Here is a 24691-nt window from a genome sequence, read left to right as displayed (position 1 = left end):
TTCGCGGAGATACCCCCGCGAAAGATCTAAGGCAACGTGTTTACGCCTCGGGCGGCAGAACGCGCAGGCGCAGTTCACGCAATTGTTCGTTCGTCGGCTCGTTCGGGGCGCCCATCATCACGTCTTCGGCGCGCTGGTTCATCGGGAACAGGATCACCTCGCGGATGTTCTGCTCGTCCGCCAGCAGCATGACGATACGGTCGATACCGGCAGCGCAGCCGCCATGGGGCGGCGCTCCATAGGTAAAGGCGTTGACCATACCGCCAAAGCGGCGGCGCACTTCATCGGGGCCATAGCCCGCAATCTCGAACGCCTTGAACATGATCTCGGGCTGGTGGTTCCGGATCGCGCCCGAAACCAGCTCGTAGCCGTTGCACGCCAGGTCATACTGATAGCCGCGCACAGCCAGCGGATCGCCGTTCAGCGCCTCCAGACCGCCCTGCGGCATCGAGAAGGGGTTGTGCTCGAATTCATAGGCACCCGTCTCGGCATCTTGCTGATACAGCGGGAAGTCGACGATCCATGCAAAGGCGAAACGGTCTTTTTCCGTCAGGCCCAGCTCGTTGCCGATCTCGTTGCGGGCTTTGCCAGCGATCTTTTCAAACACGGCGGGCTTGCCGCCCAGGAAAAACGCCGCATCGCCAAGGCCAAGGCCCAGTTGCAGACGGATCGCCTCGGTGCGCTCGGGGCCGATGTTCTTGGCAAGGGGGCCTGCGGCCTCCATCTCGCCATTATCGCCGGTGCGCCAGAAGATATAGCCCATGCCCGGCAGACCCTCTTTCTGGGCCCAGACGTTCATGCGGTCGCAGAACTTGCGGCTGCCGCCGGTCGGCGCGGGAATGGCGCGGATCTGGGTGCCATCTTGTTCCAGCAGTTTTGCAAAAACAGCAAAGCCAGAGCCTGCGAAATGCTCGGACACGACCTGCATCTTGATCGGGTTGCGCAGGTCGGGCTTGTCGCTGCCATACCACAAAGCCGCGTCCTTATAGGAGATCTGCGGCCATTCGGTATCGACCTTGCGACCGCCACCGAATTCCTCGAACAGGCCCGACAGCACCGGCTGGATCGTGTCGAACACGTCCTTCTGGGTGACAAAGGACATTTCCATGTCCAGCTGATAGAAATCGGTCGGGCTGCGGTCGGCGCGCGGGTCTTCGTCGCGGAAACAGGGCGCGATCTGGAAGTATTTGTCGAAACCCGACACCATCAGCAGCTGTTTGAACTGCTGGGGCGCCTGCGGCAGCGCATAGAATTTGCCGGGATGCAGACGCGAGGGGATCAGGAAGTCGCGCGCGCCTTCGGGCGAGGACGAGGTGATGATCGGCGTCTGATATTCGCGGAAGCCCTTGCCCCACATGCGTTGACGGATCGAGGCCACCACATCCGAGCGCAGCGTCATCTTGCGCTGCATATCTTCGCGGCGCAGGTCCAGATAGCGATAGCGCAGGCGGGTTTCCTCGGGGTATTCCTGCTCGCCGAACACTTGCAGCGGCAGTTCAGCGGCGGCGCCCAGCACTTCGATGTCCTGCACGAACACCTCGATCTCGCCAGTGGCGAGTTTGGGGTTCACCAGCGAGGCATCGCGTGCCTTCACCAGACCGTCGATGCGGATACACCATTCGGCGCGCACTTTTTCCACGGCCGAAAACGCCGGGCTGTCCGGATCGACCAGCACCTGCGTGATGCCGTAATGGTCGCGCAGGTCGATGAACAGGATGCCGCCATGATCTCGCACGCGGTGAACCCAACCCGACAGGCGGACGTTCTGACCGACATTCGCGGCATTCAGGGCGGCGCAGGTATGGCTGCGATAGGCGTGCATGGCTTATCCTTTGGAAGCTTTGACGCCGATACACCGCCAAGGACGGCGGAAGTCAAGGCAAAGGCGCGTTCAATCCGCTTTCGGATGCGGCAGATCATCCAGTTTCAACTGTAAAAACGCCAAATCCAGCCAGCGCCCGAACTTGACGCCGACCTGCGGCAGCAGCCCGACCTGTTGGAAGCCGCGCCGTTCATGCAGCGTGATCGAGGCGGCGTTATCCGCCGTGATCCCGCCCACCATCACATGCAGCCCCGCGCCCCGCGCATGGGTGATCAACGCATCCAGCAGCTTGCCGCCCACGCCCTTGCCGCGCTGATCGGGGCGGACATAGACCGAATGCTCGACCGTCAGGCGAAAGCCATCAAAGGGGCGATAGGGGCCATAGCTGGCGAATCCCACCACCTCATCTGCCTCATTTTTCGCCACAAACACCGGGAATCCCCCCGCCCGGCGTTGCTCCATCCAGGTCTTTCTAGCCTCAACCGTGGCTAGAACGTCGCTCCAGATTGCGGTTGTGTTAACGACTGCATCATTAAAAATCGCAACGATGGCGGGCAGATCGGATTCGGTTCCATCTAAAATGCGCATTTTCAGTCCCATAATTGACGCGTTGAGCAGAAATATTCTTATAAAACCCATAAGGATAGGCAAGATGCCGCTATGCTATGCAAGGCGCGCATATCTGACACAGCGAAAGCCTTGATTTCACCCTCTTGCAAGCCAAAATTGGCCGTGTAAATGAAGAAGCAATGCGGTCTTCCATGACCCCCGCAGGCGGTGCTCCGGCGGGTCCGGAGCCGGGTGCTTTACCCAAACTTAGGTTTCTGTAAACAGATGGCCACGCCGACCACCTCCCAGGTTAACTCCCTGCTTCCCTTCATGACCCGTCGCAACTTGCTGAAAAGCACGGCCCTGTCGGCAATGATCCTGCCGCTGGCCTCTGGTGTATTCGCACAAGAGGCCTCGGGTGATCTGCCAGATGGCCCCATGCCGTTCAGCTTTGATCGCCTCAGCGATGAGATGCGGACCCTCGCCACCCAACCCCATGTGGTTGAGACGGTGGATGATGGTTTCCTCAATACGCTGACCTATGACGATTATCGCGCGATCAATTTCCTGCCGGAACGTGCACGCGGCGCGGCCGAGCATCTGCCTTTCCAGATCCATAGCTTTCACATGGGCTGGCTGTTCCCCTCGCCCGTGCGCATGTTCGAGGTGACGGGAGAAGAGGCCCGCCCGATGATCTTCTCGAGCGACGATTTCGAATATCGCGGCGAGCTTGCGGCCCGCGTGCCGCAGCATTTCGATCTGCCGGGCGTTGCGGGTTTCCGTCTGCATTACGCATTGAACCGTCCCGACATTATGGATGAGCTGATCGCCTTCTTGGGCGCCAGCTATTTCCGCGCGCTTGGCCGCGGCAACAGCTATGGCGCCAGCGCGCGCGGCCTGGCTGTAAACACCGGTGCCTCTGAGGGCGAGGAATTCCCGACCTTCACGCGGTTCTACATCGATCGCGGCACGGACCCGTCGCGCATCGTGGTCTATGCCGCGCTGGAAAGCGTCAGCCTGACCGGTGCCTATCGGTTCGAAATCAACCCCGGCGAAGATACCGTCATCGGCGTGACGGCGCGCCTGTACATGCGCCGCGATGTTTCGGTTCTGGGTGTGGCACCGCTGACCAGCATGTTCCTTTATTCGGAAAAGAACCGCGCTGAATTCGACGACTACCGCCCCAGCGTGCATGACAGCGACGGGCTAAAGCTGATCCGCAACGGCGGCGATGTGCTGTGGCGTCCGCTGAACAACCCGCCGCGCCTGTCGGGCAGCTTCCTTGGCGAAGAAAACCCGCGCGGCTTTGGTCTGATCCAGCGCGACCGCGACTTCGAAAATTACCAAGACGCCGAGGCTTATTACGAGCGTCGCCCCTCGATCATGGTGCAGCCGCGCGGTGATTGGGGCAAGGGCTACGTCCGCCTGCTGGAAATCCCGACCGATCTGGAAACCAATGACAATATCGTCGCCTTCTGGGTGCCCGAGGCCCCGGCCCGCGCCGGTGACGCGCTGGAATTCAGCTATGATCTGATCTGGGGCGCCCTGCCCGAGAATCCGGATGCCGATCTGGCCTATGTGCATGAAATGCGCGCAGGTCACGGTGGCGTGTCGGGTGTGGAACATGACGGTGCCTCGCGCAAGTTCGTGATCGACTTCCGCGGCGGCATGATGGCGCGGCTTCCCGCCGATGACCAAAATTTTGAAGCCGTCGTCCATGTAACGGGCGGCGAGACCACCCATATGCATCACGAGAGACTTGCCGCCAATGGCGACTGGCGCCTTGTGTTGGATGTGACCCCGACCGGCGATGGACCTGTCGAGCTGTCTGCCCATTTCGCAGGTTATGATCGCAAGTTGTCTGAAGTGTGGCTGTATCAATGGGTGCGCGCATGAAAGATCTGATGGACGTGAATACGATGGACACCACCAAAGCCGAGGCGCAGTTCAATGCGCTGCCCCCGGTGGCCCCCCTTGCCATGCCCCGTCAGGTGCTGGTTCCCACGCAGCGTAGCCTGCGTGAGACCTTGGCCGAATGGGCACAAATGGCGCTGCGCTTTGGAAAACATATATCCGGGGCCCGCAGCTAAAGGATGGATGCGTTCAGGCTTTGGCTTTTGGCCGCAGGCCGTGGCTTTCAAATCCTCGCGGCATTGGTCGCGGGGGGTGGAGGCTTTTACCTGTTTTTGCAGTTCGGCGCCTCTGACGGGATCGACGCGTTCGATATCCTGCGCGCGGGGCTGATCTTTATCTCGACCGCTTGGCTGGCGATTGGCGCGTCCGGCGCCTTCCTTGGCCTTCTGACGCGCGCGCCAAAGCAGCCCGAGACAAGCGGCCCTCTCAGCACCCGCACCGTCGTGCTGATGCCGATGTATAACGAGGACCCGCGCGAGACCTTTGCCCGTCTGGCCGCGATGGATGAATCGCTGCAGGCCACCGGCTATGGCGCCAGCTTTGACATCGCCATTCTGTCCGACACGCGCGATGACGCACGCGCCGCGCAGGAATGGGTCTGGTTTCACCACCTGCTGGATGTGCGGGGCGGCCATGGCCGCATGTTCTATCGCCGCCGCGACGAGAATAGCGGCAAAAAGGCCGGCAATATCGAAAGCTTTATCGCGACCTCTGGCGCGGCCTATGATTTCGCGGTGATTTTGGACGCTGACAGCCTGATGGAAGGCGAGACGATCGTCGCCCTCGCCCGCCGGATGGAGGCTGCGCCCGATATGGGCCTGATCCAGACGCTGCCACAGATCGTGAACGCGAAATCCCGCTTTGGGCGCGGGCAGCAATTTGCCGCCGCTTTCCACTCGCCGGTATTCGCGCGCGGCCAGGCGATGCTACAGGGCCGCACCGGGCCGTTCTGGGGCCATAACGCCATCACGCGCGTCAACGCCTTTGCCGAAAGCTGCGGCCTGCCCGTGCTGCCCGGCAAAGCCCCCTTTGGCGGCCATATCCTCAGCCATGATTATGTCGAGGCAGCGCTGCTGGCGCGCAACAACTGGACGGTGCGTCTGGATGACGATCTGGGCGGCTCGTACGAGGAAGGCCCCGAGAATATCGTCGATCATGCCAAGCGTGACCGCCGGTGGTGCCAAGGCAACCTGCAACACAGCAAGCTGATCCTGGCCCCCGGCCTGAAAGGCTGGAGCAGGTTCACCTTTTTGCAGGGCATTTTGGCCTATATCTCGCCACTGTTCTGGCTGGCCTTCATTATCGCCAGCATTCTGGCCCCGCTGACCGCGACAAACCAGCCGAACTACTACCCCAATGAATACTGGCAATTCCCGGTGCTGCCGCCAGACCAGACATCCAAGGCGATTGGCCTTGCGGTCGGGGTCATTGGCCTTTTGATCATGCCAAAGATGCTGGTGTGGTTGAAAGCCGCGCTGACGGGCCGCACGCGCGGCTTTGGCGGCGCAGGGCTGGCGGGCCTTTCGGCATTGGCCGAGCTGCTGTCCTCTAGCCTAATGGCGCCGGTATTTTTGATGTATCAGACCCGATCCGTCATACAGGTGCTGATGGGGCGTGACGGCGGCTGGCCACCGAACAACAGGGGCGATGGCCGTCTGAATCTGCGTGATGCTTGGGCCGCCAGCAATTGGATCAGCCTGACCGGCATTGTGGGCCTGATCGCCGCCATTTGGCTGACCCCCGCACTTGTGCCATGGCTATTGCCGGTGGGCCTTCCGATGATCGCCGCGCCGCTGATCATCATGTGGTCGTCGCGCCCCAGCCGCACCGCGCTGTTCAGCGTCCCGCAAGAACGCGCGCAGCCCCCTATCGTCACCCGCCATCAGGCGATCTGCGATGAATGGGCGGCACACCCAGCACAATAAAAAAAAACCCGGCAGATCACTCTGCCGGGTTTTCATTTAGGCGCGAACCTTAGCGGTCGTCGTCTTCGTCATCATCGTCGCCGCCTGCGGGCAGGTTAAAGAAGCTATCTGCATCCAGCGCCTCTTCTGCCTTGCTCTCGGACAGCGAGAAGGTCTCGAGACCCGCAATCGCGCTGGGGATGCGCGGCTCGGCAGGCATCGACAGGCTCTGCTCGGTCGACAGCAGCTTGCGACGCTCATCATCGGTCATCGTGCCGCCTTCGCGGGCCTTCTTCTCGTTCGCCTTCTGCACCTGAGCGTCCAATTCGGACTGACGGCACAGGCCCAGCGCAACCGGGTCAATCGGGTCGATGTTCTGGATGTTCCAATGCGTCCGCTCGCGGATGGCCTGGATGGTCGGCTTGGTGGTGCCGATCAGCTTGGCGATCTGCGCATCGGCAAGTTCCGGGTGGAATTTCACCAGCCACAGGATACCTGCGGGGCGATCCTGACGCTTGGACAGCGGGGTATAACGCGGGCCGCGGCGCTTTTCCTCGCCAACGGCGGCGGGGTTGAATTTCAGCTTCAGCTTGTGCAGCGGGCTGGCTTCGCCTTTTGCGATTTCCTCGGCCGCCAGTTGGTTGTTGGCAATCGGGTCAAAACCTTTGACGCCCGTTGCCACATCACCATCGGCAATGCCTTGAATTTCCAGCTCGTGCATGCCGGTGAAATCGGCGATCTGCTTGAAGCTCAGCGTCGTGTTGTCCACCAGCCAGACGGCAGTGGCCCGCGCCATGATCGGTTTGTCAGCCATAAGGCACCTCGTCAAACAATTCTCTCCCCTGCCCCGGAAAGGGGCGGGCCGGTTAACCGGCCCAAGACGTGTTGTCAGGGGGCTTTCAGCATCTATAGTCAGCCCCGTGCCCCAAGGAAAGCCCAAAATGTCCAGACCCCTGCTGCGCGTCCTGATGCTGCTGATGACCCTCGCGCTGCCCGTACAGGCGCAGCAGCGCGGCACGGCAGGTGATTTCGACTATTACGTGATGGCGCTGTCATGGTCGCCCACCTGGTGCGCGCTGGAGGGCGATGCCAGCGCCTCGCCGCAATGCGACGGCACGCATGGGTGGGTCCTGCACGGGCTGTGGCCGCAATATGAACGGGGCTGGCCGCAGGATTGCCACAGCGCCTATACGCCCCCCAGCCGCGCGCAAACGGCCGCTATGGCGGATATCATGGGGACATCCGGCCTGGCATGGTATCAATGGAACAAACACGGGGCCTGCGCGGGCCTGCCGCCGCGCGATTACTTTGCCCTTGCCCGCAGCGCCTATGACAGCATTGCAAAGCCCACGGCATTCGAGCGGCTCCAACGCCCAATCGAACTGCCCGCATCACTGGTCGAAGACGCGTTTATGCAGGAAAATCAGGGGCTTTTGGCAGATCAAATCACGATCACTTGCCGCGCGGGCCGCATTCAAGAGGTGCGGATCTGTCTGACCCGCGACCTTGATCCGCGCCAATGCGGCGCGGATGTCATTCGTGACTGCACGCTGGATAACGCGCTGATGTCGCCAGTGCGCTAATCCCGTGCGCTAATCCTGTATCAGGAACAGCTTGCGATCAGCGAGTCGTTCGCGCCGGGCGTATAGACGGTGACCTCAGCCGTATAGATCTGCGCGCCGCCCGCCTCGGCCACAAGGCGCCAGGTGCCAGCAACCGTCTCGTCCGGGGTCGCGAATGTATAGGCAAAGGCCGAGACGCCCTGACCATTGATCTGTTGGCGGAACTGTTCCTGCGTCGTGCCGCCGTCCAGCGTCGGACGGGTCAGTGTCAGCACCAGATCACCACTGCCTGCGGGCACGTTCACATTCGCGCGTGTCGCAAAACCAAAACCCGGCGATGCGGGAACATGGTCGGTCCAGGCCAGAACCGGCACTGTTGCGGCGGTTGCGGTGCTGGTGAAGCCCGAGGGGCAGACAGCGCCGATATCAACACCTGCGGTGTTGCGTTGGCTTTGCGCCATGGCGGGCGCGGCAAGCCCCGCAGCAAGGGCAAGACCTGTAAGTAGTTGGGCGGCAATACGCATTGTCATCTCCTACTCTATGCAGGTTCAGCATCCGCAGCAGGGTGTGTTTGTAAAGCCGCAAAGCAAAAGGCCCGGCGCGTTTCCGCCGCCGAGCCCCTTATTTGGTTGGTTTTAGCCGATGGCTGCGGCTTTCACATCTTCGTCAATGAACGGCAGGTATTTCTCGAAGTTCTTCGAGAACATCGCGACCAGCTGTGCGGCCTTGGCATCATAGGCCGCCGCATCCGCCCAGGTCTGGCGCGGGTCCAGCAGCGCATCATCAACGCCCGGCACGGCGACCGGAACCTCAAAGCCGAAGTTCGGGTCTTTGCGGAACGCGACATCGTTCAACGAGCCGTCCAGCGCCGCCGTCAGCAGCGCGCGGGTCGCCTTGATCGGCATCCGCTTGCCCGTGCCATAGGAACCACCGGTCCAGCCGGTGTTCACCAGCCAGCAGGTCGCGCCATATTGGCCGATCTTTTCTTGCAGCAGCTTGCCGTAAACCTCGGGACGGCGCGGCATGAACGGCGCACCGAAACAGGTCGAGAAGGTCGGCTCGGGCTCAACGACGCCGCGCTCGGTCCCCGGCGTTTTCGAGGTAAAGCCCGACAGGAAGTGATACATCGCCTGCGCAGGGGTCAGACGGGCGATGGGCGGCAGCACGCCATAGGCATCACAGGTCAGCATGATGACATTCTTGGGCGCGCCGGCCAGACCGGTGCTGGACGCGTTCGAAATCTGCTCGAGCGGATAGGCGCAGCGCATATTCTCGGTGTATTTCGCGTCGGTGAAATCCAGCTCTTTGGTCTCGGGATCGTAGACCATATTCTCGATCACGGTCGCGAAGTTCTTGGTCGTGGCGTAGATCTCGGGCTCGGCCACGGCCGAGAGATTGATCGTTTTCGCATAGCAGCCACCTTCAAAGTTGAAGATGCCGTTATCCGACCAACCGTGTTCGTCATCGCCCACCAGCACGCGCGCCGGATCGGACGAAAGCGTCGTCTTGCCGGTGCCCGACAGGCCAAAGAAGATCGCCGAATCTTCGGGATCGTCGATCGCATGGTTGGCCGAGCAATGCATCGCCATCACACCCATTTCGGGCAGGATGTAGTTCAGCAGGGTAAAGACGGACTTTTTATTCTCGCCCGCATATTCGGTGCCGCCGATCAGGATCAGCTTTTTCTCAAAGTTCAGCGCGATCACCGTATCCGAACGGCAGCCGTGGCGTTCAGGATCAGCGCGGAAGCTGGGCACGTTGATGATGGTGAATTCGGGCACAAAGGCGTCAACTTCGGCACTGGTCGGGCGACGCAGCAGGTGGCGAATGAACAGGCCGTGCCAGGCAAGCTCGGTCACCATGCGCACATCCAGACGGTAAGCGGGATCGGCGCCACCGAACAGATCTTGCACAAAGAAATCACGGCCCTTCATATGGGCCAGCATATCGGCATAGAGACGATCAAAGGCCTCGGGCTCCATCCGGCGGTTGTTGTCCCACCAGATATGGGGCTCGACACCGGGGGTGGCGACCACATGCTTGTCTTTGGGCGAGCGGCCGGTGAATTTGCCGGTATTGACCAGCACCGTGCCGCCTTGGCCCAATTCGCCCTCGCCGCGCTGCACTGCAGCTTTCACAAGGTCGGGCTCAAGCAAGTTATAATAGACCTGGCCAAGCCCGCTGATGCCCTGTTGTTCAAGCTTCATCGACGGGTTGACGCGCCCCTGATCCATAGTTCTGTTCCTTCAAATGGATATGCTTAAAACTCGCAAGCGGTGCTTAGCATGTGAGAATCTGGGCTGAATAGCCGCTTAAAGTTGCGTTAGCGCAAACGTCCGACGCTAAACCTGAACCGCTTGCAGTATTTTGCCGACCTGCCTTTTATGGCAGCTTGCCAAAAAGACGCGTTGGTCATTTTTTATAGCCAAACCGCACCCTTTCGCCGCAAGGCCCTGCGGCAACGGAAGGTTGATTCGCGCGATGCCCAAGCCGCTCTCGATGATTCTCCACGCCAGCTGCGTCGCGATTGATGGGCGCGCAGTTGTGCTGACGGGCGCCTCTGGCAGCGGCAAGTCCGCGCTCGCCTTGCAGTTGATTGCGCTGGGGGCCAGCCTTGTGGCCGATGACCGCACGATCGTCACCGGCAGCGCGCAGGGTTTGCGCGCCACCTGCCCCGAACGTCTGACCGGCCTGATCGAGGCACGCGGCGTCGGCATCATGCACGCACCGCATACCCCGCGTGCGCGCGTTGTCCTTGCCATTGCGATGGATCAGGCAGAGACTGAACGTCTACCTCCCCCGCGGTCTGTCACGTGGTGCGGCCATATGTTACCGTTACTTCACAATCCGCAGGCTTCCTATTTTCCGGCCGCGATTCATACTTATCTTCGCATGTGGCGGGATGATCGATCCCCGCTGCTTTCTAACTGAGGGCCAAGGAGATGAACGCGCCAGCCGAGCCGATAACACAGCAAGACCCCGATCCGCGCATTGTCATCGTGACCGGCCCGTCAGGCGCTGGACGCACGACGGCCATCCGCGCGTTCGAGGATATGGGATTTGAGGTGATCGACAACCTGCCGCTGTCGCTTTTGCCGCGTCTGTTCGACGGCCCGCCGCCCGCGCGCGCCTTGGCGCTGGGGATTGACGCACGAAACCGCGATTTTTCCGTGCCCGCCCTGTTCGAGGCCCTGCGCCAACTGGGCGATATCCCCGGCGTGCAGGGCGAGCTGCTGTATCTGGATTGCAGCGAGGACGTGCTGATCCGCCGTTACAGCGAGACCCGTCGCCGCCACCCCCTGTCACCGGCCGAGGCGCCCCAGATGGGCATCCGCCGCGAATGCGCCTTGCTCGAGCCGGTGCGCGCGATTTCTGGCACTTTAATCGACACCAGCGCCCTGACGATCCACGAGCTGCGCGCCGAGATCGAGGCAACCTATGGCGCGGGCGTGGGCCTGTCGGTGACGGTCACATCCTTTTCCTACAAGCGCGGCCTGCCGCGCGCGGCGGATATGGTGTTTGACTGCCGCTTCTTGCGCAACCCGCATTGGAACCCCGACTTGCGCCCCCTTGATGGCCGGGACGGGGCTGTAGCGGATTACGTCAGGGCTGATTCGCGCTTTGGTGAATTCAATACGCGGACCCGCGATCTGCTGGAATTTCTGCTTCCCGCCTGGCAGGCTGAGGGGAAAACCCATCTCTCTATCGCATTTGGCTGCACCGGAGGCCAACATCGTTCGGTGATGATGGCAGAAGAAATGCGGAATGCTCTTGAAGCTCTCGGCTGGCCCGTGTCTATAAGTCATCGAGAACTGGATCGGCAGGCCGCGAATGCGCGGTCAACCAACACAGGACAACGGATTTGATCGGTATTGTGATCGTCGCTCATGGTGGATTGGCCCGCGAATATCTTTCGGCGGTCGAGCATGTCGTGGGTAAACAAGATGGTGTCGTCGCGATTGCGATAGGCCCCGAAGATGACCGTTCTGTCAAACAGGACGAGATTTGTGCTGCCGCCGATGCCGTTGATACCGGCGACGGCGTCGTCATGGTGACGGATATGTTTGGCGGCTCGCCATCGAACCTGTCGATGCGGGCCTGCAATCTGTCGAACCGACGTATGGTCTATGGTGCCAACCTGCCCATGCTGATTAAGCTGGCCAAATGTCGCCAGAAACCAGTCGAAGATGCGGTCACTGCTGCCCTTACCGCCGGGCGAAAATACATAAATAGCCAAATGATGGCTGCGGATGGCACCCTTTGCCACTGCGAAAACTGACCCCCCGACATTGTTGATATGCTGCGTACGCTCTCGATTGTGAATATCAAGGGGCTGCACGCCCGCGCCTCGGCCCGCCTCAGCGAGACTGTTGAACGGTTCGATGCCAGCGCGTTGGTGCGCAAAGACGGGCTTGAGGCCTCGGGCGACAGCATCATGGGGCTGCTGATGCTGGGCGCGGCCAAAGGCACCGAGATCGAGGTTGAGACCTCTGGCCCCGAGGCTGCGGCCTTGATGGATGCGTTGGAAGCGCTGGTCGCCAATCGTTTCGGCGAGCCGGATTAAAGCCGCCACCGTTAGGTCTTTTTAAACCTGATTAGGGTCAACTGAGCGCAAGACGATCATGTGCGGGGGACTGCGCGGTGTGCTCTATCGGGCCCAAAATCTGTCATTATGGCACTTCACCTTTGCTGTTCCGCGCCCCGCAGCAGGCGCTGGATCAGGAATTCATTGCCTTTTTCGGCGGCACCCAGACTTTTGCCGCGACAACCACCCGCCCCTATCCCGACCTGCTGGCCGAGCAGATGGGGATCGCCTGTATCAATTTCGCCAGCGATGGCGGCGGGCTAGAGGCGATCATCCGCGATGACACATTGCGCGATATCGGCCGCAAGGCACGCCATGTGGTGATCGAACTGACGTCGCCCGCGATGATCTCGAACCGATTTTACACGGTCGACCCGCAGCGCAACCATGTGCTGGTGCGATTCGCCGCGCCGTTCCGGGATCTGTGCCGGGGGATCGCGCTGGATCAGGTGACAACGGTCGACATGTTGCCCGCGCTTTTGCCGCAGCCACTGCGCCAGGCGCTAGAGGCTGAAATTCGCACAGCTTGGGCCGCACGGATCAAGCAATTCCTGCATCACGTGGACAGACCTACAAGTCTGCTGTTTCTGGGCGATGCCGAGGATCTGTCCCTGATGGGGCAATCCGCGCTGATGCAACTGGCCGGAGAGGGGCATACGATGCTGCAAATTCGCCCCCGGCGCGGTGCGGGCGGCATCATCGATACGGCGGGCCATAGTGAGATCGCGCATCGCCTTGCGCCGGTGTTGCAGGCGGCGGGGCTGGTGCCGCCGCCTGCCAATGATCAGATCTTTGCCGTCAGTTCGGGCACGGCCGTGAAAAGATCGGCGACCAAGCCATAATCCGCAACGCGGAAGATCGGGGCTTCGGGGTCCTTGTTGATCGCGACGATCACCTGCGAATCCTTCATCCCCGCAAGGTGCTGGATCGCACCCGAGATGCCGACGGCGATATACAGACGCGGCGCAACGATCTTGCCAGTCTGGCCGACCTGCAGGTCATTCGCCGCATAGCCCGAATCGACCGCTGCACGGCTGGCACCGATGGCCGCGCCCAACTTATCTGCCAAGGCCTCGAGCAGCGCGAACCCCTCTTCCGAGCCAAAGCCGCGCCCGCCAGAGACGACAATCCCAGCGGCAGACAGGTCGGGGCGATCACCACTTGCAACCCGATCCTCGACCCAGGACGACAGGGCGGATGCGGCGGGCGCATCGACGCTGATGACAGGCGCCGCACTGGCTGCCGCACCTGCGGGGGCAAAGGCGGTGGTGCGCAGGCTGATCACCTTGATTGCATCGCGCGACTGCACCTTTTGCACCGCATTGCCGGCATAGACCGGACGCAGGAAGGTGTCCGCGCCCAGAATACCGATCACATCGGGCAAGATCATTACATCCAGCAGCGCCGCGACGCGTGGCAAGGTGTTTTTGCCGGTCGCCGTTGCTGGGGCCAAAATGTGGCTATATGCGCTAGCAAGCGGCACGATCAAATCTGCCATGCTTTCGGCGATTTGGTGATCCAGCGCAGGCGATTGCGCCCAGATCACCCGCGATACGCCGTCGATATGTGCGGCCGCATCAGCCGCAGCGGCAGGCCCCGCGACCAGTACTGTCACATCGCCCAAGGCGCGCGCGCCGGTGATCGTACGGGCGGTCGCATCCGCGACCAGCGCGCCCGATTGCACTTCGGCCAGAACCAGAACAGCCATCAGATCACTCCCGCCGCTTTCAGCTTTGCCACCAGCTCGTCCACCGAAGCCACAATTTCGCCCGCAGCGCGCGCCGCAGGTTCGCGCGTTTCCAACACGCTGAGACGCGGGGTCAGATCGACACCAAGGGTTGCGGCATCGACCGCCTCGATCGGCTTTTTCTTGGCCTTCATCATATTGGGCAGCGAGGTAAAGCGCGGCTCGTTCAGGCGCAGATCGGCGGTGACGACTGCGGGCAGCGGCAGCGCGACAGTTTGCAAGCCGCCGTCGACTTCGCGCGTGATCGTCGCGACATCGCCATCAACGGCCACGGCGGAGGCAAAGGTGCCCTGCCCCCAACCCAGTAGCGCCGCCAACATCTGGCCGGTCGCGTTCATATCGTCATCAATCGCCTGCTTGCCTGCGATGACCAGCCTGGCGCCTTCGGAAAGAACGACGCTTTTCAACAGCTTGGCGACGGCCAACGGCTCGGGTGCATCACTCCCCTCGGGCAGTTGCACCAAAATGGCACGATCCGCCCCCATGCCCATGGCTTTGCGCAAAACATCCTCGGATGCTTTGGTGCCGACCGAAACCGCGACAACTTCTACAGCTAAACCTGCCTCCTTCAGACGCAACGCCTCTTCTACGGCGATTTCGTCAAAGGGGTTGATCGACATTTTCAGATTGGCCAGCTCGACTCCCGTGCCGTCGGGACGCACCCGCACCTTCACGTTATGGTCGACCACGCGCTTAACCGGCACGAGGATCTTCATCCGCTTCTCCTATTCATACGGGCAGAGTGATAAACCCTGATCCCGCCCGGCCACAAGCGGCCTTAGCCCCAGCGGCCCGGCAAATCATCGCGAGCGGTCGGGGCGCGCAGCGGCGCCAGCAGCGTGCTGGCCAAGGTTTTAAGGGGCGGCGCTTGCAAGGCCATCACATTCGCGATGCGGCGATCCACAAAGGCGGCGACCTCGGCCTCATCCTCATTCCCCAGCCAGAACAGCAGGCTGGCGCTATAGACGACGGCAAGGCTCGCGCGTTTCGTATACCAGTTGAAATCGCGAGAGGTATCGCCAAGCCCCGTCCAGATCGCATCCGCCGTGCCCCAGATCAGCGCCGCGCCCTCGACCATATGCTGGGGCAGCGCGAAGAGTGACGATGACGCCCGCACCACATGCCGATCACCTGCGTGATGCAGCCGCAGCAGGATCGCCTGCGCCATGCGATCACGAAAGCGCGCATCAGGATCGGCAGCCAGATCGGCCAGCGCCCGTGCATCACCCGCCTTGTGCAGCGCCACCGCCACATCCAGCGCACCGCGCGGGAATAGAACGCGGGCCTGCGCCCCCGCCACGCCCGCATCATCCGCCGCCGCCAGAAACGCCGCCTCTGACCAGCCGTCGAACAGAACGTGCTGGCCCATCGCCTGCATCATCGCTTGCCGTTTGGCTTCCACCTTGCGCCCCTTTTGTCCCTCATCGCAGACTAGACAAAAACCCAAGGGGTTGCTATATGGCCGCTTCCTGCAATTTTGCAAATCCAACTTAGAAAGGTGGTGAAAACCACATGCAGGTTAGCGTTCGCGACAATAACGTCGATCAGGCCCTTCGGGCTCTGAAGAAGAAGCTGCAGCGCGAAGGTGTCTTCCGTGAAATGAAGCTTAAGCAACATTTCGAGAAGCCTTCCGTCAAGAAAGCCCGCGAGCAAGCCGAGGCCATCCGCCGTCAGCGCAAACTCGCCCGCAAGAAGCTGCAGCGCGAAGGTCTTATCTAAGATCCTTCCGAATGCACACCCATCGGCCCCAGGCTGACGGGTTACGGGAATAAGCCCCCGGAAAGGTTCGCCTTTCCGGGGGTTTTCTATAGCGGCAGGGCGGTTGTCTGGACCACCGTGCGCAGCGCGAATGACGATTGGATTTGCGCAACCCCCGGCAGTTTCGCCAAAAAGCGGCGATGGATGCGGGCGAAATCTTCGGTATCTTCGGCGACGACCTTTAGCAGATAATCCGCGGCGCCGGTCATCAGATGGCATTCCAGCACCTGCGGCACACGGGCGACGGCGCGCTCGAAACTGTCCAGCACCTCGTCTGCCTGTCCCGACAGGGTGATCTCGACAAAGACCGTCGTCTGCCGCTGCACCTTGCGCGGGTCCAGCAGCGCGACAAAGCCACGGATAAAGCCCTCGGCCTCCAGCCGCTGCATGCGGCGGTGGCAGGCCGAGGGCGATAGGCCGATTCGATCAGCCAATTCCGCGTTGGTGATCCGCCCTTCCTTTTGCAGCACATCCAGAATGCGTTTGTCGGTGGCATCAAGCTGCATGGCGGATCAACGGACCTAGTTCTTGGCGGCCAAAAGGTCGCGGATCTGGGCCAGCAGCTCTTCCTGCGTCGGGCCTTTGGGCGCGGCGGCGGCGGCGGCTTCGGCCTTTTTCTTATCGGCCTGCGTCATCTTGTTCACCGCCTTGACCAGCAAGAACACGACCCATGCGATGATCAGAAAGTTGATAATCGCGGTGATAAACGAGCCATAGGCAAAGACGGGCGCGCCAGCGGCTTTTGCCGCAGCAAGGCTGGTATATTCACCTGCACCAAGGTTGATGAACAGGTTCGAAAAGTCGATGCCGCCCGTGACGACACCGATGATCGGGTTAATCAGGTCAGCCACCAGCGAATTGACGATCGCCGTGAATGCGGCACCGATAATGATACCGACCGCAAGGTCGATGACATTGCCGCGTGCAATAAAGGCGCGAAATTCATTGAACATATCTGTCCCCATTCGTTTTTTACCCATGCTTCGCGGCACGGGACGCGTCACGCGATTCTGCGAGGGATTAACCCGTTTGTCCAGCGTTGCGCTGACGGCAACAGACTGCTGCCACAGCGCATCTTTTTATTCACAGATCGGGTGACTAGGTTATCGGGGACGATCCCTCAAATTTTAGGACTTCTTATGGCTGACCTTTCCGCCTTTGCGATCAACGACCGCTGGCCCGCTCAGAACCCCGATGTGATCCAGCTTTATTCCTTTCCGACCCCGAACGGCGTCAAAGTCTCGATCGCGCTTGAGGAAATGGGCCTTGATTACGAGGCGCACCGCATCACGCTGGCCGATGCCGATGTGAAAAGCCCCGCGTTCCTGTCGCTGAACCCCAATAACAAGATCCCCGCGATCATCGACCCGAACGGCCCCGATGGTGCGCCGATTGGTCTGTTCGAAAGCGGCGCGATCCTGATTTACCTTGCGGACAAGACCGGCCAATTCATCGGCACCGGCGCGCAACGGTTCAAGACGATCCAATGGCTGATGTTTCAGATGGGCGGCGTTGGCCCGATGTTCGGCCAGATGGGCTTTTTCAGCAAATTCGCCGGTGCCGCCATCGAAGACCCCCGCCCGCGCGAGCGTTACCTGAACGAGGCCGCCCGTCTGCTGCAGGTGCTGGACAAAGAGCTGGCAGATAAGGACTGGATCACCGGCGAATATTCCATTGCCGATATGGCCATCGCGCCCTGGATCAACAGCCTCGAGTTTTACGGGACCAAGCCGTTGATTGGCTGGGATGAGTGCAAAAATGTGCAGGCCTATGTCGCCCGCTTTCTTGCCCGCCCTGCCGTGCAGCGCGGCTTGAACATTCCGCCGCGTGGCTGAATGAAAAAGGGCGGTGCCAGCGCACCGCCCTTTTATCCCTTTATCCCCGCAGAACGGCGCCGGTGGCCTTGGCCACCTTTTCGACGACCTTGGCGCTGAGAGCCTCGATCTCGGCCTCTTTCAGCGTCGCGCCTTGCGGTTGGATGCGCACCGACAGCGCCAGCGATTTGTGCCCCTCGGGCAGATTGCCGCCCGCGAATTCGTCGAACACACGCGCATCCACGATCATCGCTTTATCCGCACCCAGCGCGGCGTTGATCATGGTCAGCGCCTCGACCGCATTGGGGACGACAAAGGCGAAATCGCGCGAGATCGGCTGCAGATCGTTCAGCACCAGCGCAGGGCGCGCGGCATTGGTCGATTTGGGCAGCGGCACCTCCTCGAGGAAGATGGTAAAGGCGACGGCAGGGCCTTGGATATCCATCTCTTTCAACAGGCGCGGATGCAGCTCGCCAAAGGTGCCGATGACCTTTTTCGGGCCAAGGCAGATGGTGCCGTGACGGCCGGGATGCCACCAATCGGCGCCATTACGCATGATCTGCACACGGGCCGGTGCGCCGACGGCGGCCAGAACAGCCTCGATATCGGCCTTGGCGTCGAACAGATCGACGGCGCGGGCGGCCTTATGCACATCGCGCGGCGCGGTGCGACCGACCAGAAGACCGGTGACATGCAGGACTTGATCGCCCGGCTCGCCGCCCGAAAAGACATGACCTGCCTCGAACAGCGCCAGATCGGCAAAGCCGCGCGCCTGATTACGCGCAGCGGCACGCAAAAGGCCCGGCAGCAGATCGGGACGCAGATGCGACAGATCCGCCGAGATCGGGTTTTCCAGCATCGAGGCGTCATCGCCGCCGCCGAACAGGCTAGCGGATTTCTGGTCGATAAAGCTGTAGGTGACGCATTCATTATAACCAAGGCTGGCCACCGTGCGACGCGCAGTGCCAAGACGGCGTTGCAGCGGCGTCAGGATCGGCTTTGGCACACCTGCCTGCATCCGCGGCATCGGCACGCCAACCAGCTTGGTCAGCGAGGCGATCCGCGCCACTTCCTCGACAAGATCAGCCTCGCCCAGCACATCGGGACGCCAGCTTGGCACGCTGGCCATATCGCCATCCAGCACAAATCCAAGCGCTTGCAAGGTAGCGCGCTGGGTCTCGGGCGCGATTTCCATGCCGACCAGGCTTTGCACGCGGTCGGTATCCAGACGGTAGGCGCGCGCGACATCCGGCACCGCGCCCGCAACGATCACCTGCGAGGCTTCGCCCCCTGCAATATCCGCAATCATACGGACGGCCTGATCAAGACCGGGCAAGGTAAAGGCCGGATCGACGCCACGTTCGAACCGATAGCGCGCATCCGAGTTGATTTTCAACGCGCGGCCGGTCATCGCGATCTGGATCGGCTGCCACCATGCGCTCTCGACCAGCACATTCACGGTCTCGTCCGAAACGCCGGTGCGCTCGCCGCCCATGATACCGCCGACCGAGATCGGACCTTCGTCATCAGCGACGATCACCTGCCCCTCTGCCAAGGCATAGGTCTTGCCATCCAGCGCCAGCAGCTCCTCGCCCGCACGGGCGCGGCGCACCTGAACGGTACCTTTGACTTTATCCAGGTCAAAGACATGCAGCGGGCGGCACAGGTCGTAGGAAAAGAAATTCGTCACATCGACAAGGAAGCTGATCGGTCGCAGGCCAATGGCGCGCAGGCGATCTTGCAGCCAAACAGGGCTCGGCCCGTTTTTCACGCCGCGCAGCACCTGGCCCGCAAAAACGGGCGCATCATCCAGCGTATCGGCGGCAATGGCGATTGTCGCATCAGTGGCAAAGCTGGGCGCGATGGCCTGAACGTCGCGGGCGCGCAGCGTGCCAAGGCCCCGCGCCGCCAGATCACGCGCAACGCCGCGTACGGCCAGCGCATCGGGACGGTTTGGGGTGATCGCAATCTCGATCACCGGATCGACTTTGGCAGGCTGGTTTTCCGCCAGCCAATCGACGAATTCCTGACCGACCTCGCCCGAGGGCAGCTCGATAATGCCGTCATGCTCGTCCGACAGCTCCAGCTCGCGCTCGGAACACATCATGCCGTGGGATTCGACGCCGCGGATCTTGCCGACCTGAATGGTCACGTCGATGCCCGGCACATAGGTGCCGGGAGATGCGACGACGACGGTGATCCCGGTGCGGGCATTGGGGGCGCCGCAGACGATCTGCTGTTCGCCATCCGCCGTAAGCACAGTACAGACGCGCAGCTTGTCGGCATCGGGGTGCTGAACCGCGTTCAGCACTTTACCGATTTTGAAGCCGCGCAGACGTGCGGTTTTATCCTCGACGCCTTCGACTTCCAGACCAAGGTCCGTCAGCGCCTCGGTGATCTCCTCGACCGAGGCGGTGGTGTCGAGGTGGTCTTTCAGCCATGAGAGGGTGAATTTCATGTCACTCCAACCCTTTGTATTTGTGAGGGCGGTCAGGCCGCCACAGAATTAGCGCGAAAGGCCGCCCTGCAACGTCGGCACATCCAAACTTGCAAAGCCATAATGGCGCAGCCAGCGCAGATCGCTGTCAAAGAAGGCGCGCAGATCGGGGATGCCGTATTTCAGCATCGCGATCCGGTCGATCCCCATGCCAAAGGCAAAGCCCTGATACTGGTCGGGGTCGATACCGCCGGCTTTCAGCACCTTGGGATGGATCATGCCAGAGCCGAGGATCTCAAGCCAATCATCGCCCTCGCCCACTTTCAGCGTGCCACCCTCCCACGAACAGCGGATATCCACCTCGGCCGAGGGTTCGGTAAAGGGGAAGTGGCTGGCGCGGAAACGCAGATCGACACTGTCGACCTCGAAATAGGATTTCACGAACTCTTCCAGCACCCATTTCAGGTTGGCCATGGAAATGTTGCGGTCAATCGCCAGTCCCTCGACCTGATGGAACATCGGGGTGTGGGTCTGGTCGTAATCGGCGCGATAGACGCGGCCCGGACAGATGATGCGCAGGGGTGCGCCATGCGCCTCCATCGAGCGGATCTGCACCGGCGAGGTATGCGTGCGCAGCACGGATGGGGCGCGGTTATCGCCGGCCAGACGGTGCATATAGAACGTGTCCATCTCGGCCCGTGCGGGGTGGTGGCCGGGAATGTTCAGCGCATCAAAGTTATACCAATCGCTTTCGACCTGCGGGCCTTCGGCAACGGCAAAGCCCATATCAGCGAAAATCGCAGTGACTTCGTCCGAGACTTGGCTGATCGGGTGGATCGTGCCGCTGCGGCGGTCGCGCGCGGGCAAGGTGACATCCAGCCATTCGCTGCGCAGACGCTCGGCCAGCGCGGCATCGCCCAGCGAAGCCTTGCGCGCCGCGATGGCAGAATTGATCTCGTCCTTCAGCGCGTTCAGCGCGGGGCCCACGCTTTGGCGTTCCTCGGGGGACATCGCGCCAAGGCCGCGCATCAGAAGGGCGATTTCGCCCTTTTTGCCAAGAGCCTGGACGCGCAGATCCTCGATCGCGGATTCATCGCCCGCATCCGCGATCAACCCCAGATATTTCGCTTTCAGATCGTCCATCCCGGACCCCTTTCATCGCTATTGCGGCAGGCGTAATGCGCCAAGCCTCAAGACGCAAGAAGCCGCGAGACCCCTAAAGGTCCGCGGCTTCCTGTTTGTCTTTATTTCGACCCCCAGGTCGATCTTGGGGGCCGATAAAAACTTACGCCAGCGCGGCCTTCGCCTTTTCGACGATGGCAGCAAAAGCTTCGGGTTCATGCACGGCCAGATCAGCCAGAACCTTACGGTCAACCTCGATCCCGGCCAGGGCCAGACCATTGATGAACTTCGAATAGTTCAGCGTTTGGTCGATCGCACGGACACCGGCGTTGATACGCTGGATCCACAGGGCGCGGAAGTTACGACGACGGACGCGGCGGTCACGGGTCGCATATTGGTTGGCCTTATCGACGGCCTGTTTGGCCACTTTGAAAGTACGGCGGCGGTGGTCATAATAACCCTTTGCCGCGTCGAGGACTTTCTTGTGACGACGATGTGTGACGGTACCGCCTTTAGTGCGCGACATCTCAAGCTCTCCTTATGCGTAGGGCAGGTACAGCTTGACGATTTTCTCGTCAGCCGCGCTGAGGATCGTGGTGCCACGGGCATCACGAATGAACTTGTTGGTGCGCTTGATCATGCCGTGACGCTTGCCTGCTTGGCCAGCAACGACACGACCGTTTGCGGTCACCTTGAACCGCTTTTTGGCGGCCGATTTGGTCTTCATCTTGGGCATTTCCGTCTCCTTCTTCGGGTCGGTGAGCGCGCGCCTCGGTATGCCACTTTGACCGGGCGCGCGAAGGAAGCTGCCCTATAAGGCGGCTTTGCCTGTGATGCAAGGGGTTCGCGGTCAGGAAATGCGCGTCAGCGCCGCAAGAACACGAATGAAAACCGCGGGGATCTGCGCCAAGCCGTAGTCGGCGGGATGATTGATCACCACCCAGCCGCCAATTGCAAATCCGGCTGCGAACAACAGCAGGCCAAAGCGCGAAAGACGCCCATCGGCCAGCCCCGACAGCAGCGATAAAACAGCAAACCCCAGCAGCAGTGCCGCACCGACAAAGGCAAAATCAAGCTGCATCACGCCCCCGGGGTTTGGTTTTGATCGTTATGCCATGTCTGTGCCGTAGATCAAACGCTCATCACAAGGGGCGACGCGCAAAACGTTGGTCGAGCCGACCACATTGAACGGCACACCTGCAACCACCACGACGTGATCGGTTTTTTCCGCCAGATTTTCAGCCACGGCGATTCGCACCGCCGCCACAACAGCCGAGCGGAACTCGTCCACCGTCTCGGTCATGCGGCAGATCGTGCCCCAGCTGAGGCACATGCGGCGCGCGGTCGGCACCAGGGGCGTCAGCATCAGGATCGGCGTGCGGGGACGTTCACGCGCCACCAGATTAGCGGTCTTGCCCGAACGCGAATAGCAGCAGATCGCCCGCACATCGGTGGTATCTGCAATCTCGCGCGCGGCGGCGACCATGCCCTCGGCGATCGTGGTGCGCACGGCTTTGCGGGTGCTGTCCAGCAGTTCGCGATAATGCGGATCGCTTTCCACCTCGGTTGCGACGCTGTCCATGGTGCCGACGGCTTCCAGCGGGAATTTACCGGCGGCCGATTCGGCCGACAGCATGACGGCATCGGCGCCCTCGTAAATCGCATTTGCGACGTCCGACACTTCGGCGCGGGTCGGCATCGGGCTTTCGATCATCGATTCCAGCATCTGCGTCGCAACGATGACCGGCTTTGCCGCGGCGCGGCAGGCGGTGATCAGACGTTTCTGGATCGGCGGCACAGCGGCCACGGGCAGTTCGACCCCCAGATCGCCACGCGCGACCATGATGCCGTCAGACACCGCCAGAATCTTGTCGAAATCATCGACGGCGGCGGGCTTTTCGATCTTGGCCAGGATCGCCGCGCGATCCCCCACCAGCGCACGAGCCTGCTCGACGTCGGCGGCGCGCTGCACGAAGGACAGCGCAATCCAGTCGGCCCCCAGTTGGCAGGCGAATTCCAGATCGCCAAGGTCTTTTTCCGACAAAGCCGCCAGCGGCAGCACCACATCAGGAACGTTCACGCCCTTGCGGTTCGAAATCGCGCCGCCAACGGTGACGGTGCAATCGGCAAAATCTGCGCCGCATTGATCGACGCGCAGGCGGATCTTGCCGTCATTCACCAGCAGCGTCGCGCCAGGGCGCAGCGCGGCGAAAATCTCGTGGTGGGGCAGTTGCACACGGTGGATGTCGCCGGGGGTCGGGTCCAGATCCAGACGGAAAGGCGCGCCAACAGACAGATCCACCGGGCCATCGGCAAAGGTGCCGACGCGCAGTTTCGGCCCCTGCAGGTCGGCCAGAACGGCAATTGGCACGCCCAGATCCGCCTCGACCTGACGGATGATGTCATAGCGGTCGCGCTGTTCGTCATGGGTGCCATGGCTCATGTTCAGGCGGAAGACATCTGCCCCTGCCTCGACCAGCGCCCGAATCATCGCGTAGCTGCTGGACGATGGCCCAAGTGTGGCGACGATTTTGACATTGCGGTGGCGCTTCATGGGATGCTTCCTTCTGACGACAGGTGCCTATCACACCGCTAGTGCGATCAGGCGTGTTGCGGACAATGTTATCGCTAACTTACTTAACGCCTTATTGCGCAATTCCCTTTGCGGCTCAACAGTCCTAAACAGGTGGAACGCACAAAGCAGACATAACACAGCAGCATGACAGTTTCGCAAGACCGGATCACGGAAAGCTTTGAAATTATGGGGGCTGCGCGGCGCTCGCGGTGGCTGGTGACCTGTGATCACGCCAGCAATCACGTGCCCGATTGGGTTGCAGGTGGCGATCTGGGCCTGCCCGCGGCAGATATGACACGCCATATCGCCTATGATCCCGGCGCGGCGGGCGTCAGTCGCGCGTTAAGTGATTTGCTGGAGTGCCCTGCCGTGCTGTCGCGGTTCTCGCGCCTTGTGATGGACCCGAACCGGGGCGAGGATGATCCGACCTTGCTGATGCGGCTTTATGATGGCTCGGTCATTCCCGCGAACCGCAATGCGGGTCACGCCGCGCGCGAGGAACGCTTGCAGCGGCTTTACCGCCCCTATCACGCCGCCATTGAGAGCCTTGCGGCGCGGCAGGATGATACGGTGATCGTCGCCGTGCATAGCTTTACGCCGCAACTGCGTGGCCGCCCGCCCCGCCCGTGGCATATCGGCATCCTGTTCGACCCCGCCGATCCCGATTACTCACAGGCGCTGATCGATCTGCTACGGGCCGAGGGCGATCTAAGCGTGGGCGCAAACCAGCCCTATAGCGGTCATTTGCCCGGGGACAGTATCGACCGCCACGCGCTGCGCTATCATCGCCTGAACACGCTGATCGAAATCCGCAACGATCTGATCACTACCCCCGCGCAGCAAGCCGGGTGGGCCGCCCGCCTTGCGCCGCTGCTGCAGCGCGCGCTGACTTTGATTTAGGA

Annotated in this window: 28 protein-coding genes; 12 read left to right on the top strand and 16 right to left on the bottom strand. The window is 61.4% G+C overall.

Going from position 1 to position 24691, the window contains the following annotated elements:
* Positions 1–40: 40 nt before the first annotated feature.
* Positions 41–1822: an aspartate--tRNA ligase gene (gene aspS, locus KVU_RS13650; protein WP_013383067.1), complete on the bottom strand. Its 1782-nt coding sequence runs from the start codon at positions 1820–1822 to the stop codon at positions 41–43.
* Positions 1823–1891: 69 nt separating this feature from the next.
* Positions 1892–2410, bottom strand: a complete 519-nt coding sequence (locus tag KVU_RS13645; protein ID WP_193365318.1) for a GNAT family N-acetyltransferase — start codon at positions 2408–2410, stop codon at positions 1892–1894.
* A 291-nt stretch (positions 2411–2701) separates the two neighbouring features.
* Between KVU_RS13645 and KVU_RS13640 the strand changes: the two genes are divergently transcribed.
* The 3 genes from KVU_RS13640 to mdoH are packed head-to-tail and all read left to right on the top strand — an operon-like array spanning position 2702 to position 6210.
* On the top strand, positions 2702–4267 hold the full coding sequence (locus KVU_RS13640) for an OpgD/OpgG family glucan biosynthesis protein (protein ID WP_013383065.1): 1566 nt from the start codon (positions 2702–2704) through the stop codon (positions 4265–4267).
* Positions 4264–4461 (top strand): hypothetical protein, encoded by a 198-nt coding sequence (locus tag KVU_RS13635; protein WP_013383064.1) that lies wholly within the window; start codon positions 4264–4266, stop codon positions 4459–4461. Before KVU_RS13640 ends, KVU_RS13635 begins: the two co-directional genes overlap by 4 nt.
* Before the next feature lie 3 nt (positions 4462–4464).
* Positions 4465–6210 carry a glucans biosynthesis glucosyltransferase MdoH gene (gene mdoH / locus KVU_RS13630; protein WP_013383063.1) on the top strand — a complete coding sequence of 582 codons (1746 nt, stop codon included), beginning with the start codon at positions 4465–4467 and terminating at the stop codon, positions 6208–6210.
* Between the two features lie 49 nt (positions 6211–6259).
* On the opposite strand, the gene KVU_RS13625 is transcribed toward mdoH, so the two are convergent.
* Positions 6260–7003 carry a DUF1013 domain-containing protein gene (locus tag KVU_RS13625; protein ID WP_013383062.1) on the bottom strand — a complete coding sequence of 248 codons (744 nt, stop codon included), beginning with the start codon at positions 7001–7003 and terminating at the stop codon, positions 6260–6262.
* Between the two features lie 127 nt (positions 7004–7130).
* On the opposite strand from KVU_RS13625, the gene KVU_RS13620 reads away from it, so the two are divergent.
* Positions 7131–7772, top strand: a complete 642-nt coding sequence (locus KVU_RS13620) for a ribonuclease T2 family protein (protein ID WP_013383061.1) — start codon at positions 7131–7133, stop codon at positions 7770–7772.
* Between the two features lie 20 nt (positions 7773–7792).
* On the opposite strand, the gene KVU_RS13615 is transcribed toward KVU_RS13620, so the two are convergent.
* Positions 7793–8275, bottom strand: a complete 483-nt coding sequence (locus KVU_RS13615; protein WP_013383060.1) for a DUF3859 domain-containing protein — start codon at positions 8273–8275, stop codon at positions 7793–7795.
* 111 nt (positions 8276–8386) lie between these two features.
* Positions 8387–9985 (bottom strand): phosphoenolpyruvate carboxykinase, encoded by a 1599-nt coding sequence (locus tag KVU_RS13610; RefSeq protein WP_013383059.1) that lies wholly within the window; start codon positions 9983–9985, stop codon positions 8387–8389.
* Positions 9986–10232: 247 nt separating this feature from the next.
* On the opposite strand from KVU_RS13610, the gene KVU_RS13605 reads away from it, so the two are divergent.
* From KVU_RS13605 to KVU_RS13585, 5 genes are all read left to right on the top strand, one after another.
* Complete coding sequence (locus tag KVU_RS13605) at positions 10233–10682, top strand: HPr kinase/phosphorylase (RefSeq protein ID WP_013383057.1); 450 nt, start codon at positions 10233–10235, stop codon at positions 10680–10682.
* Between the two features lie 11 nt (positions 10683–10693).
* Positions 10694–11617 (top strand): RNase adapter RapZ, encoded by a 924-nt coding sequence (gene rapZ / locus KVU_RS13600; protein WP_013383056.1) that lies wholly within the window; start codon positions 10694–10696, stop codon positions 11615–11617.
* Positions 11614–12030, top strand: a complete 417-nt coding sequence (locus KVU_RS13595) for a PTS sugar transporter subunit IIA (protein ID WP_014538131.1) — start codon at positions 11614–11616, stop codon at positions 12028–12030. The genes rapZ and KVU_RS13595 overlap by 4 nt, the downstream gene beginning before the upstream one ends.
* Positions 12031–12048: 18 nt before the next feature.
* On the top strand, positions 12049–12315 hold the full coding sequence (locus KVU_RS13590; protein WP_013383054.1) for an HPr family phosphocarrier protein: 267 nt from the start codon (positions 12049–12051) through the stop codon (positions 12313–12315).
* 77 nt (positions 12316–12392) lie between these two features.
* Positions 12393–13178: a DUF6473 family protein gene (locus tag KVU_RS13585; protein ID WP_257720547.1), complete on the top strand. Its 786-nt coding sequence runs from the start codon at positions 12393–12395 to the stop codon at positions 13176–13178.
* Here KVU_RS13585 and KVU_RS13580 read toward each other — a convergent pair.
* The 3 genes from KVU_RS13580 to KVU_RS13570 form a co-directional block, all read right to left on the bottom strand.
* Positions 13121–14044 (bottom strand): electron transfer flavoprotein subunit alpha/FixB family protein, encoded by a 924-nt coding sequence (locus KVU_RS13580; protein ID WP_013383053.1) that lies wholly within the window; start codon positions 14042–14044, stop codon positions 13121–13123. The genes KVU_RS13585 and KVU_RS13580 overlap by 58 nt on opposite strands.
* Complete coding sequence (locus KVU_RS13575; RefSeq protein ID WP_013383052.1) at positions 14044–14799, bottom strand: electron transfer flavoprotein subunit beta/FixA family protein; 756 nt, start codon at positions 14797–14799, stop codon at positions 14044–14046. The genes KVU_RS13580 and KVU_RS13575 overlap by 1 nt, the downstream gene beginning before the upstream one ends.
* 62 nt (positions 14800–14861) lie before the next feature.
* Positions 14862–15485, bottom strand: a complete 624-nt coding sequence (locus tag KVU_RS13570) for a COQ9 family protein (RefSeq protein ID WP_013383051.1) — start codon at positions 15483–15485, stop codon at positions 14862–14864.
* A 110-nt stretch (positions 15486–15595) separates the two neighbouring features.
* Between KVU_RS13570 and rpsU the strand changes: the two genes are divergently transcribed.
* Positions 15596–15802 carry a 30S ribosomal protein S21 gene (gene rpsU, locus KVU_RS13565; RefSeq protein ID WP_013383050.1) on the top strand — a complete coding sequence of 69 codons (207 nt, stop codon included), beginning with the start codon at positions 15596–15598 and terminating at the stop codon, positions 15800–15802.
* An 86-nt stretch (positions 15803–15888) separates the two neighbouring features.
* Here the strand turns inward: rpsU and KVU_RS13560 are convergent, their stop codons facing one another.
* Together KVU_RS13560 and mscL are read right to left on the bottom strand one after the other, a co-directional pair.
* Positions 15889–16347, bottom strand: coding sequence for an Lrp/AsnC family transcriptional regulator (locus KVU_RS13560; RefSeq protein WP_013383049.1), 459 nt, complete (start codon positions 16345–16347; stop codon positions 15889–15891).
* 15 nt (positions 16348–16362) lie between these two features.
* Positions 16363–16794 (bottom strand): large conductance mechanosensitive channel protein MscL, encoded by a 432-nt coding sequence (mscL, locus tag KVU_RS13555; protein WP_013383048.1) that lies wholly within the window; start codon positions 16792–16794, stop codon positions 16363–16365.
* 186 nt (positions 16795–16980) lie between these two features.
* On the opposite strand from mscL, the gene KVU_RS13550 reads away from it, so the two are divergent.
* The gene (locus KVU_RS13550; protein WP_013383047.1) at positions 16981–17676 is read left to right on the top strand and encodes a glutathione S-transferase N-terminal domain-containing protein; all 696 of its coding nucleotides are present in this window, start codon (positions 16981–16983) and stop codon (positions 17674–17676) included.
* A gap of 40 nt (positions 17677–17716) precedes the next feature.
* On the opposite strand, the gene pheT is transcribed toward KVU_RS13550, so the two are convergent.
* The 6 genes from pheT to pyk form a co-directional block, all read right to left on the bottom strand.
* A complete protein-coding gene (gene pheT / locus KVU_RS13545; protein WP_013383046.1) occupies positions 17717–20113 on the bottom strand; it encodes a phenylalanine--tRNA ligase subunit beta in 2397 nt (798 codons plus the stop codon).
* Positions 20114–20161: 48 nt separating this feature from the next.
* Complete coding sequence (gene pheS, locus KVU_RS13540) at positions 20162–21235, bottom strand: phenylalanine--tRNA ligase subunit alpha (RefSeq protein WP_013383045.1); 1074 nt, start codon at positions 21233–21235, stop codon at positions 20162–20164.
* 142 nt (positions 21236–21377) lie between these two features.
* A complete protein-coding gene (gene rplT, locus KVU_RS13535) occupies positions 21378–21740 on the bottom strand; it encodes a 50S ribosomal protein L20 (protein WP_013383044.1) in 363 nt (120 codons plus the stop codon).
* Positions 21741–21752: 12 nt separating this feature from the next.
* A complete protein-coding gene (rpmI, locus tag KVU_RS13530; RefSeq protein ID WP_013383043.1) occupies positions 21753–21950 on the bottom strand; it encodes a 50S ribosomal protein L35 in 198 nt (65 codons plus the stop codon).
* 114 nt (positions 21951–22064) lie between these two features.
* The gene (locus KVU_RS13525) at positions 22065–22295 is read right to left on the bottom strand and encodes a hypothetical protein (protein WP_013383042.1); all 231 of its coding nucleotides are present in this window, start codon (positions 22293–22295) and stop codon (positions 22065–22067) included.
* A gap of 27 nt (positions 22296–22322) precedes the next feature.
* Positions 22323–23768, bottom strand: a complete 1446-nt coding sequence (gene pyk / locus KVU_RS13520; protein WP_013383041.1) for a pyruvate kinase — start codon at positions 23766–23768, stop codon at positions 22323–22325.
* A 165-nt stretch (positions 23769–23933) separates the two neighbouring features.
* Here pyk and KVU_RS13515 point away from each other — a divergent pair, with 165 nt between their 5' ends.
* Complete coding sequence (locus KVU_RS13515) at positions 23934–24689, top strand: N-formylglutamate amidohydrolase (RefSeq protein ID WP_013383190.1); 756 nt, start codon at positions 23934–23936, stop codon at positions 24687–24689.
* Positions 24690–24691 lie beyond the last annotated feature (2 nt).

The sequence above is a fragment of the Ketogulonicigenium vulgare WSH-001 genome, from assembly GCF_000223375.1.
GTDB lineage: Bacteria > Pseudomonadota > Alphaproteobacteria > Rhodobacterales > Rhodobacteraceae > Ketogulonicigenium > Ketogulonicigenium vulgare.
This window is presented reverse-complemented; position numbering and strand designations above follow the sequence as displayed.

Bases quoted from the DNA above. Each gene is read 5' to 3' on its own strand.
- KVU_RS13575 (WP_013383052.1), bottom strand. From the start codon at position 14,799: ATGAAGATCCTCGTGCCGGTTAAGCGCGTGGTCGACCATAACGTGAAG.
- rplT (WP_013383044.1), bottom strand. From the start codon at position 21,740: ATGTCGCGCACTAAAGGCGGTACCGTCACACATCGTCGTCACAAGAAA.
- KVU_RS13645 (WP_193365318.1), bottom strand. From the start codon at position 2,410: ATGCGCATTTTAGATGGAACCGAATCCGATCTGCCCGCCATCGTTGCG.
- mscL (WP_013383048.1), bottom strand. From the start codon at position 16,794: ATGTTCAATGAATTTCGCGCCTTTATTGCACGCGGCAATGTCATCGAC.
- mdoH (WP_013383063.1), top strand. From the start codon at position 4,465: ATGGATGCGTTCAGGCTTTGGCTTTTGGCCGCAGGCCGTGGCTTTCAA.
- rpmI (WP_013383043.1), bottom strand. From the start codon at position 21,950: ATGCCCAAGATGAAGACCAAATCGGCCGCCAAAAAGCGGTTCAAGGTG.
- KVU_RS13615 (WP_013383060.1), bottom strand. From the start codon at position 8,275: ATGCGTATTGCCGCCCAACTACTTACAGGTCTTGCCCTTGCTGCGGGG.
- KVU_RS13560 (WP_013383049.1), bottom strand. From the start codon at position 16,347: ATGCAGCTTGATGCCACCGACAAACGCATTCTGGATGTGCTGCAAAAG.
- pyk (WP_013383041.1), bottom strand. From the start codon at position 23,768: ATGAAGCGCCACCGCAATGTCAAAATCGTCGCCACACTTGGGCCATCG.
- KVU_RS13550 (WP_013383047.1), top strand. From the start codon at position 16,981: ATGGCTGACCTTTCCGCCTTTGCGATCAACGACCGCTGGCCCGCTCAG.
- KVU_RS13515 (WP_013383190.1), top strand. From the start codon at position 23,934: ATGACAGTTTCGCAAGACCGGATCACGGAAAGCTTTGAAATTATGGGG.
- KVU_RS13525 (WP_013383042.1), bottom strand. From the start codon at position 22,295: ATGCAGCTTGATTTTGCCTTTGTCGGTGCGGCACTGCTGCTGGGGTTT.
- KVU_RS13640 (WP_013383065.1), top strand. From the start codon at position 2,702: ATGACCCGTCGCAACTTGCTGAAAAGCACGGCCCTGTCGGCAATGATC.
- KVU_RS13625 (WP_013383062.1), bottom strand. From the start codon at position 7,003: ATGGCTGACAAACCGATCATGGCGCGGGCCACTGCCGTCTGGCTGGTG.
- KVU_RS13635 (WP_013383064.1), top strand. From the start codon at position 4,264: ATGAAAGATCTGATGGACGTGAATACGATGGACACCACCAAAGCCGAG.
- KVU_RS13590 (WP_013383054.1), top strand. From the start codon at position 12,049: ATGCTGCGTACGCTCTCGATTGTGAATATCAAGGGGCTGCACGCCCGC.
- rapZ (WP_013383056.1), top strand. From the start codon at position 10,694: ATGAACGCGCCAGCCGAGCCGATAACACAGCAAGACCCCGATCCGCGC.
- KVU_RS13580 (WP_013383053.1), bottom strand. From the start codon at position 14,044: ATGGCTGTTCTGGTTCTGGCCGAAGTGCAATCGGGCGCGCTGGTCGCG.
- aspS (WP_013383067.1), bottom strand. From the start codon at position 1,822: ATGCACGCCTATCGCAGCCATACCTGCGCCGCCCTGAATGCCGCGAAT.
- pheS (WP_013383045.1), bottom strand. From the start codon at position 21,235: ATGGACGATCTGAAAGCGAAATATCTGGGGTTGATCGCGGATGCGGGC.
- KVU_RS13605 (WP_013383057.1), top strand. From the start codon at position 10,233: ATGCCCAAGCCGCTCTCGATGATTCTCCACGCCAGCTGCGTCGCGATT.
- KVU_RS13620 (WP_013383061.1), top strand. From the start codon at position 7,131: ATGTCCAGACCCCTGCTGCGCGTCCTGATGCTGCTGATGACCCTCGCG.
- KVU_RS13610 (WP_013383059.1), bottom strand. From the start codon at position 9,985: ATGGATCAGGGGCGCGTCAACCCGTCGATGAAGCTTGAACAACAGGGC.
- pheT (WP_013383046.1), bottom strand. From the start codon at position 20,113: ATGAAATTCACCCTCTCATGGCTGAAAGACCACCTCGACACCACCGCC.
- rpsU (WP_013383050.1), top strand. From the start codon at position 15,596: ATGCAGGTTAGCGTTCGCGACAATAACGTCGATCAGGCCCTTCGGGCT.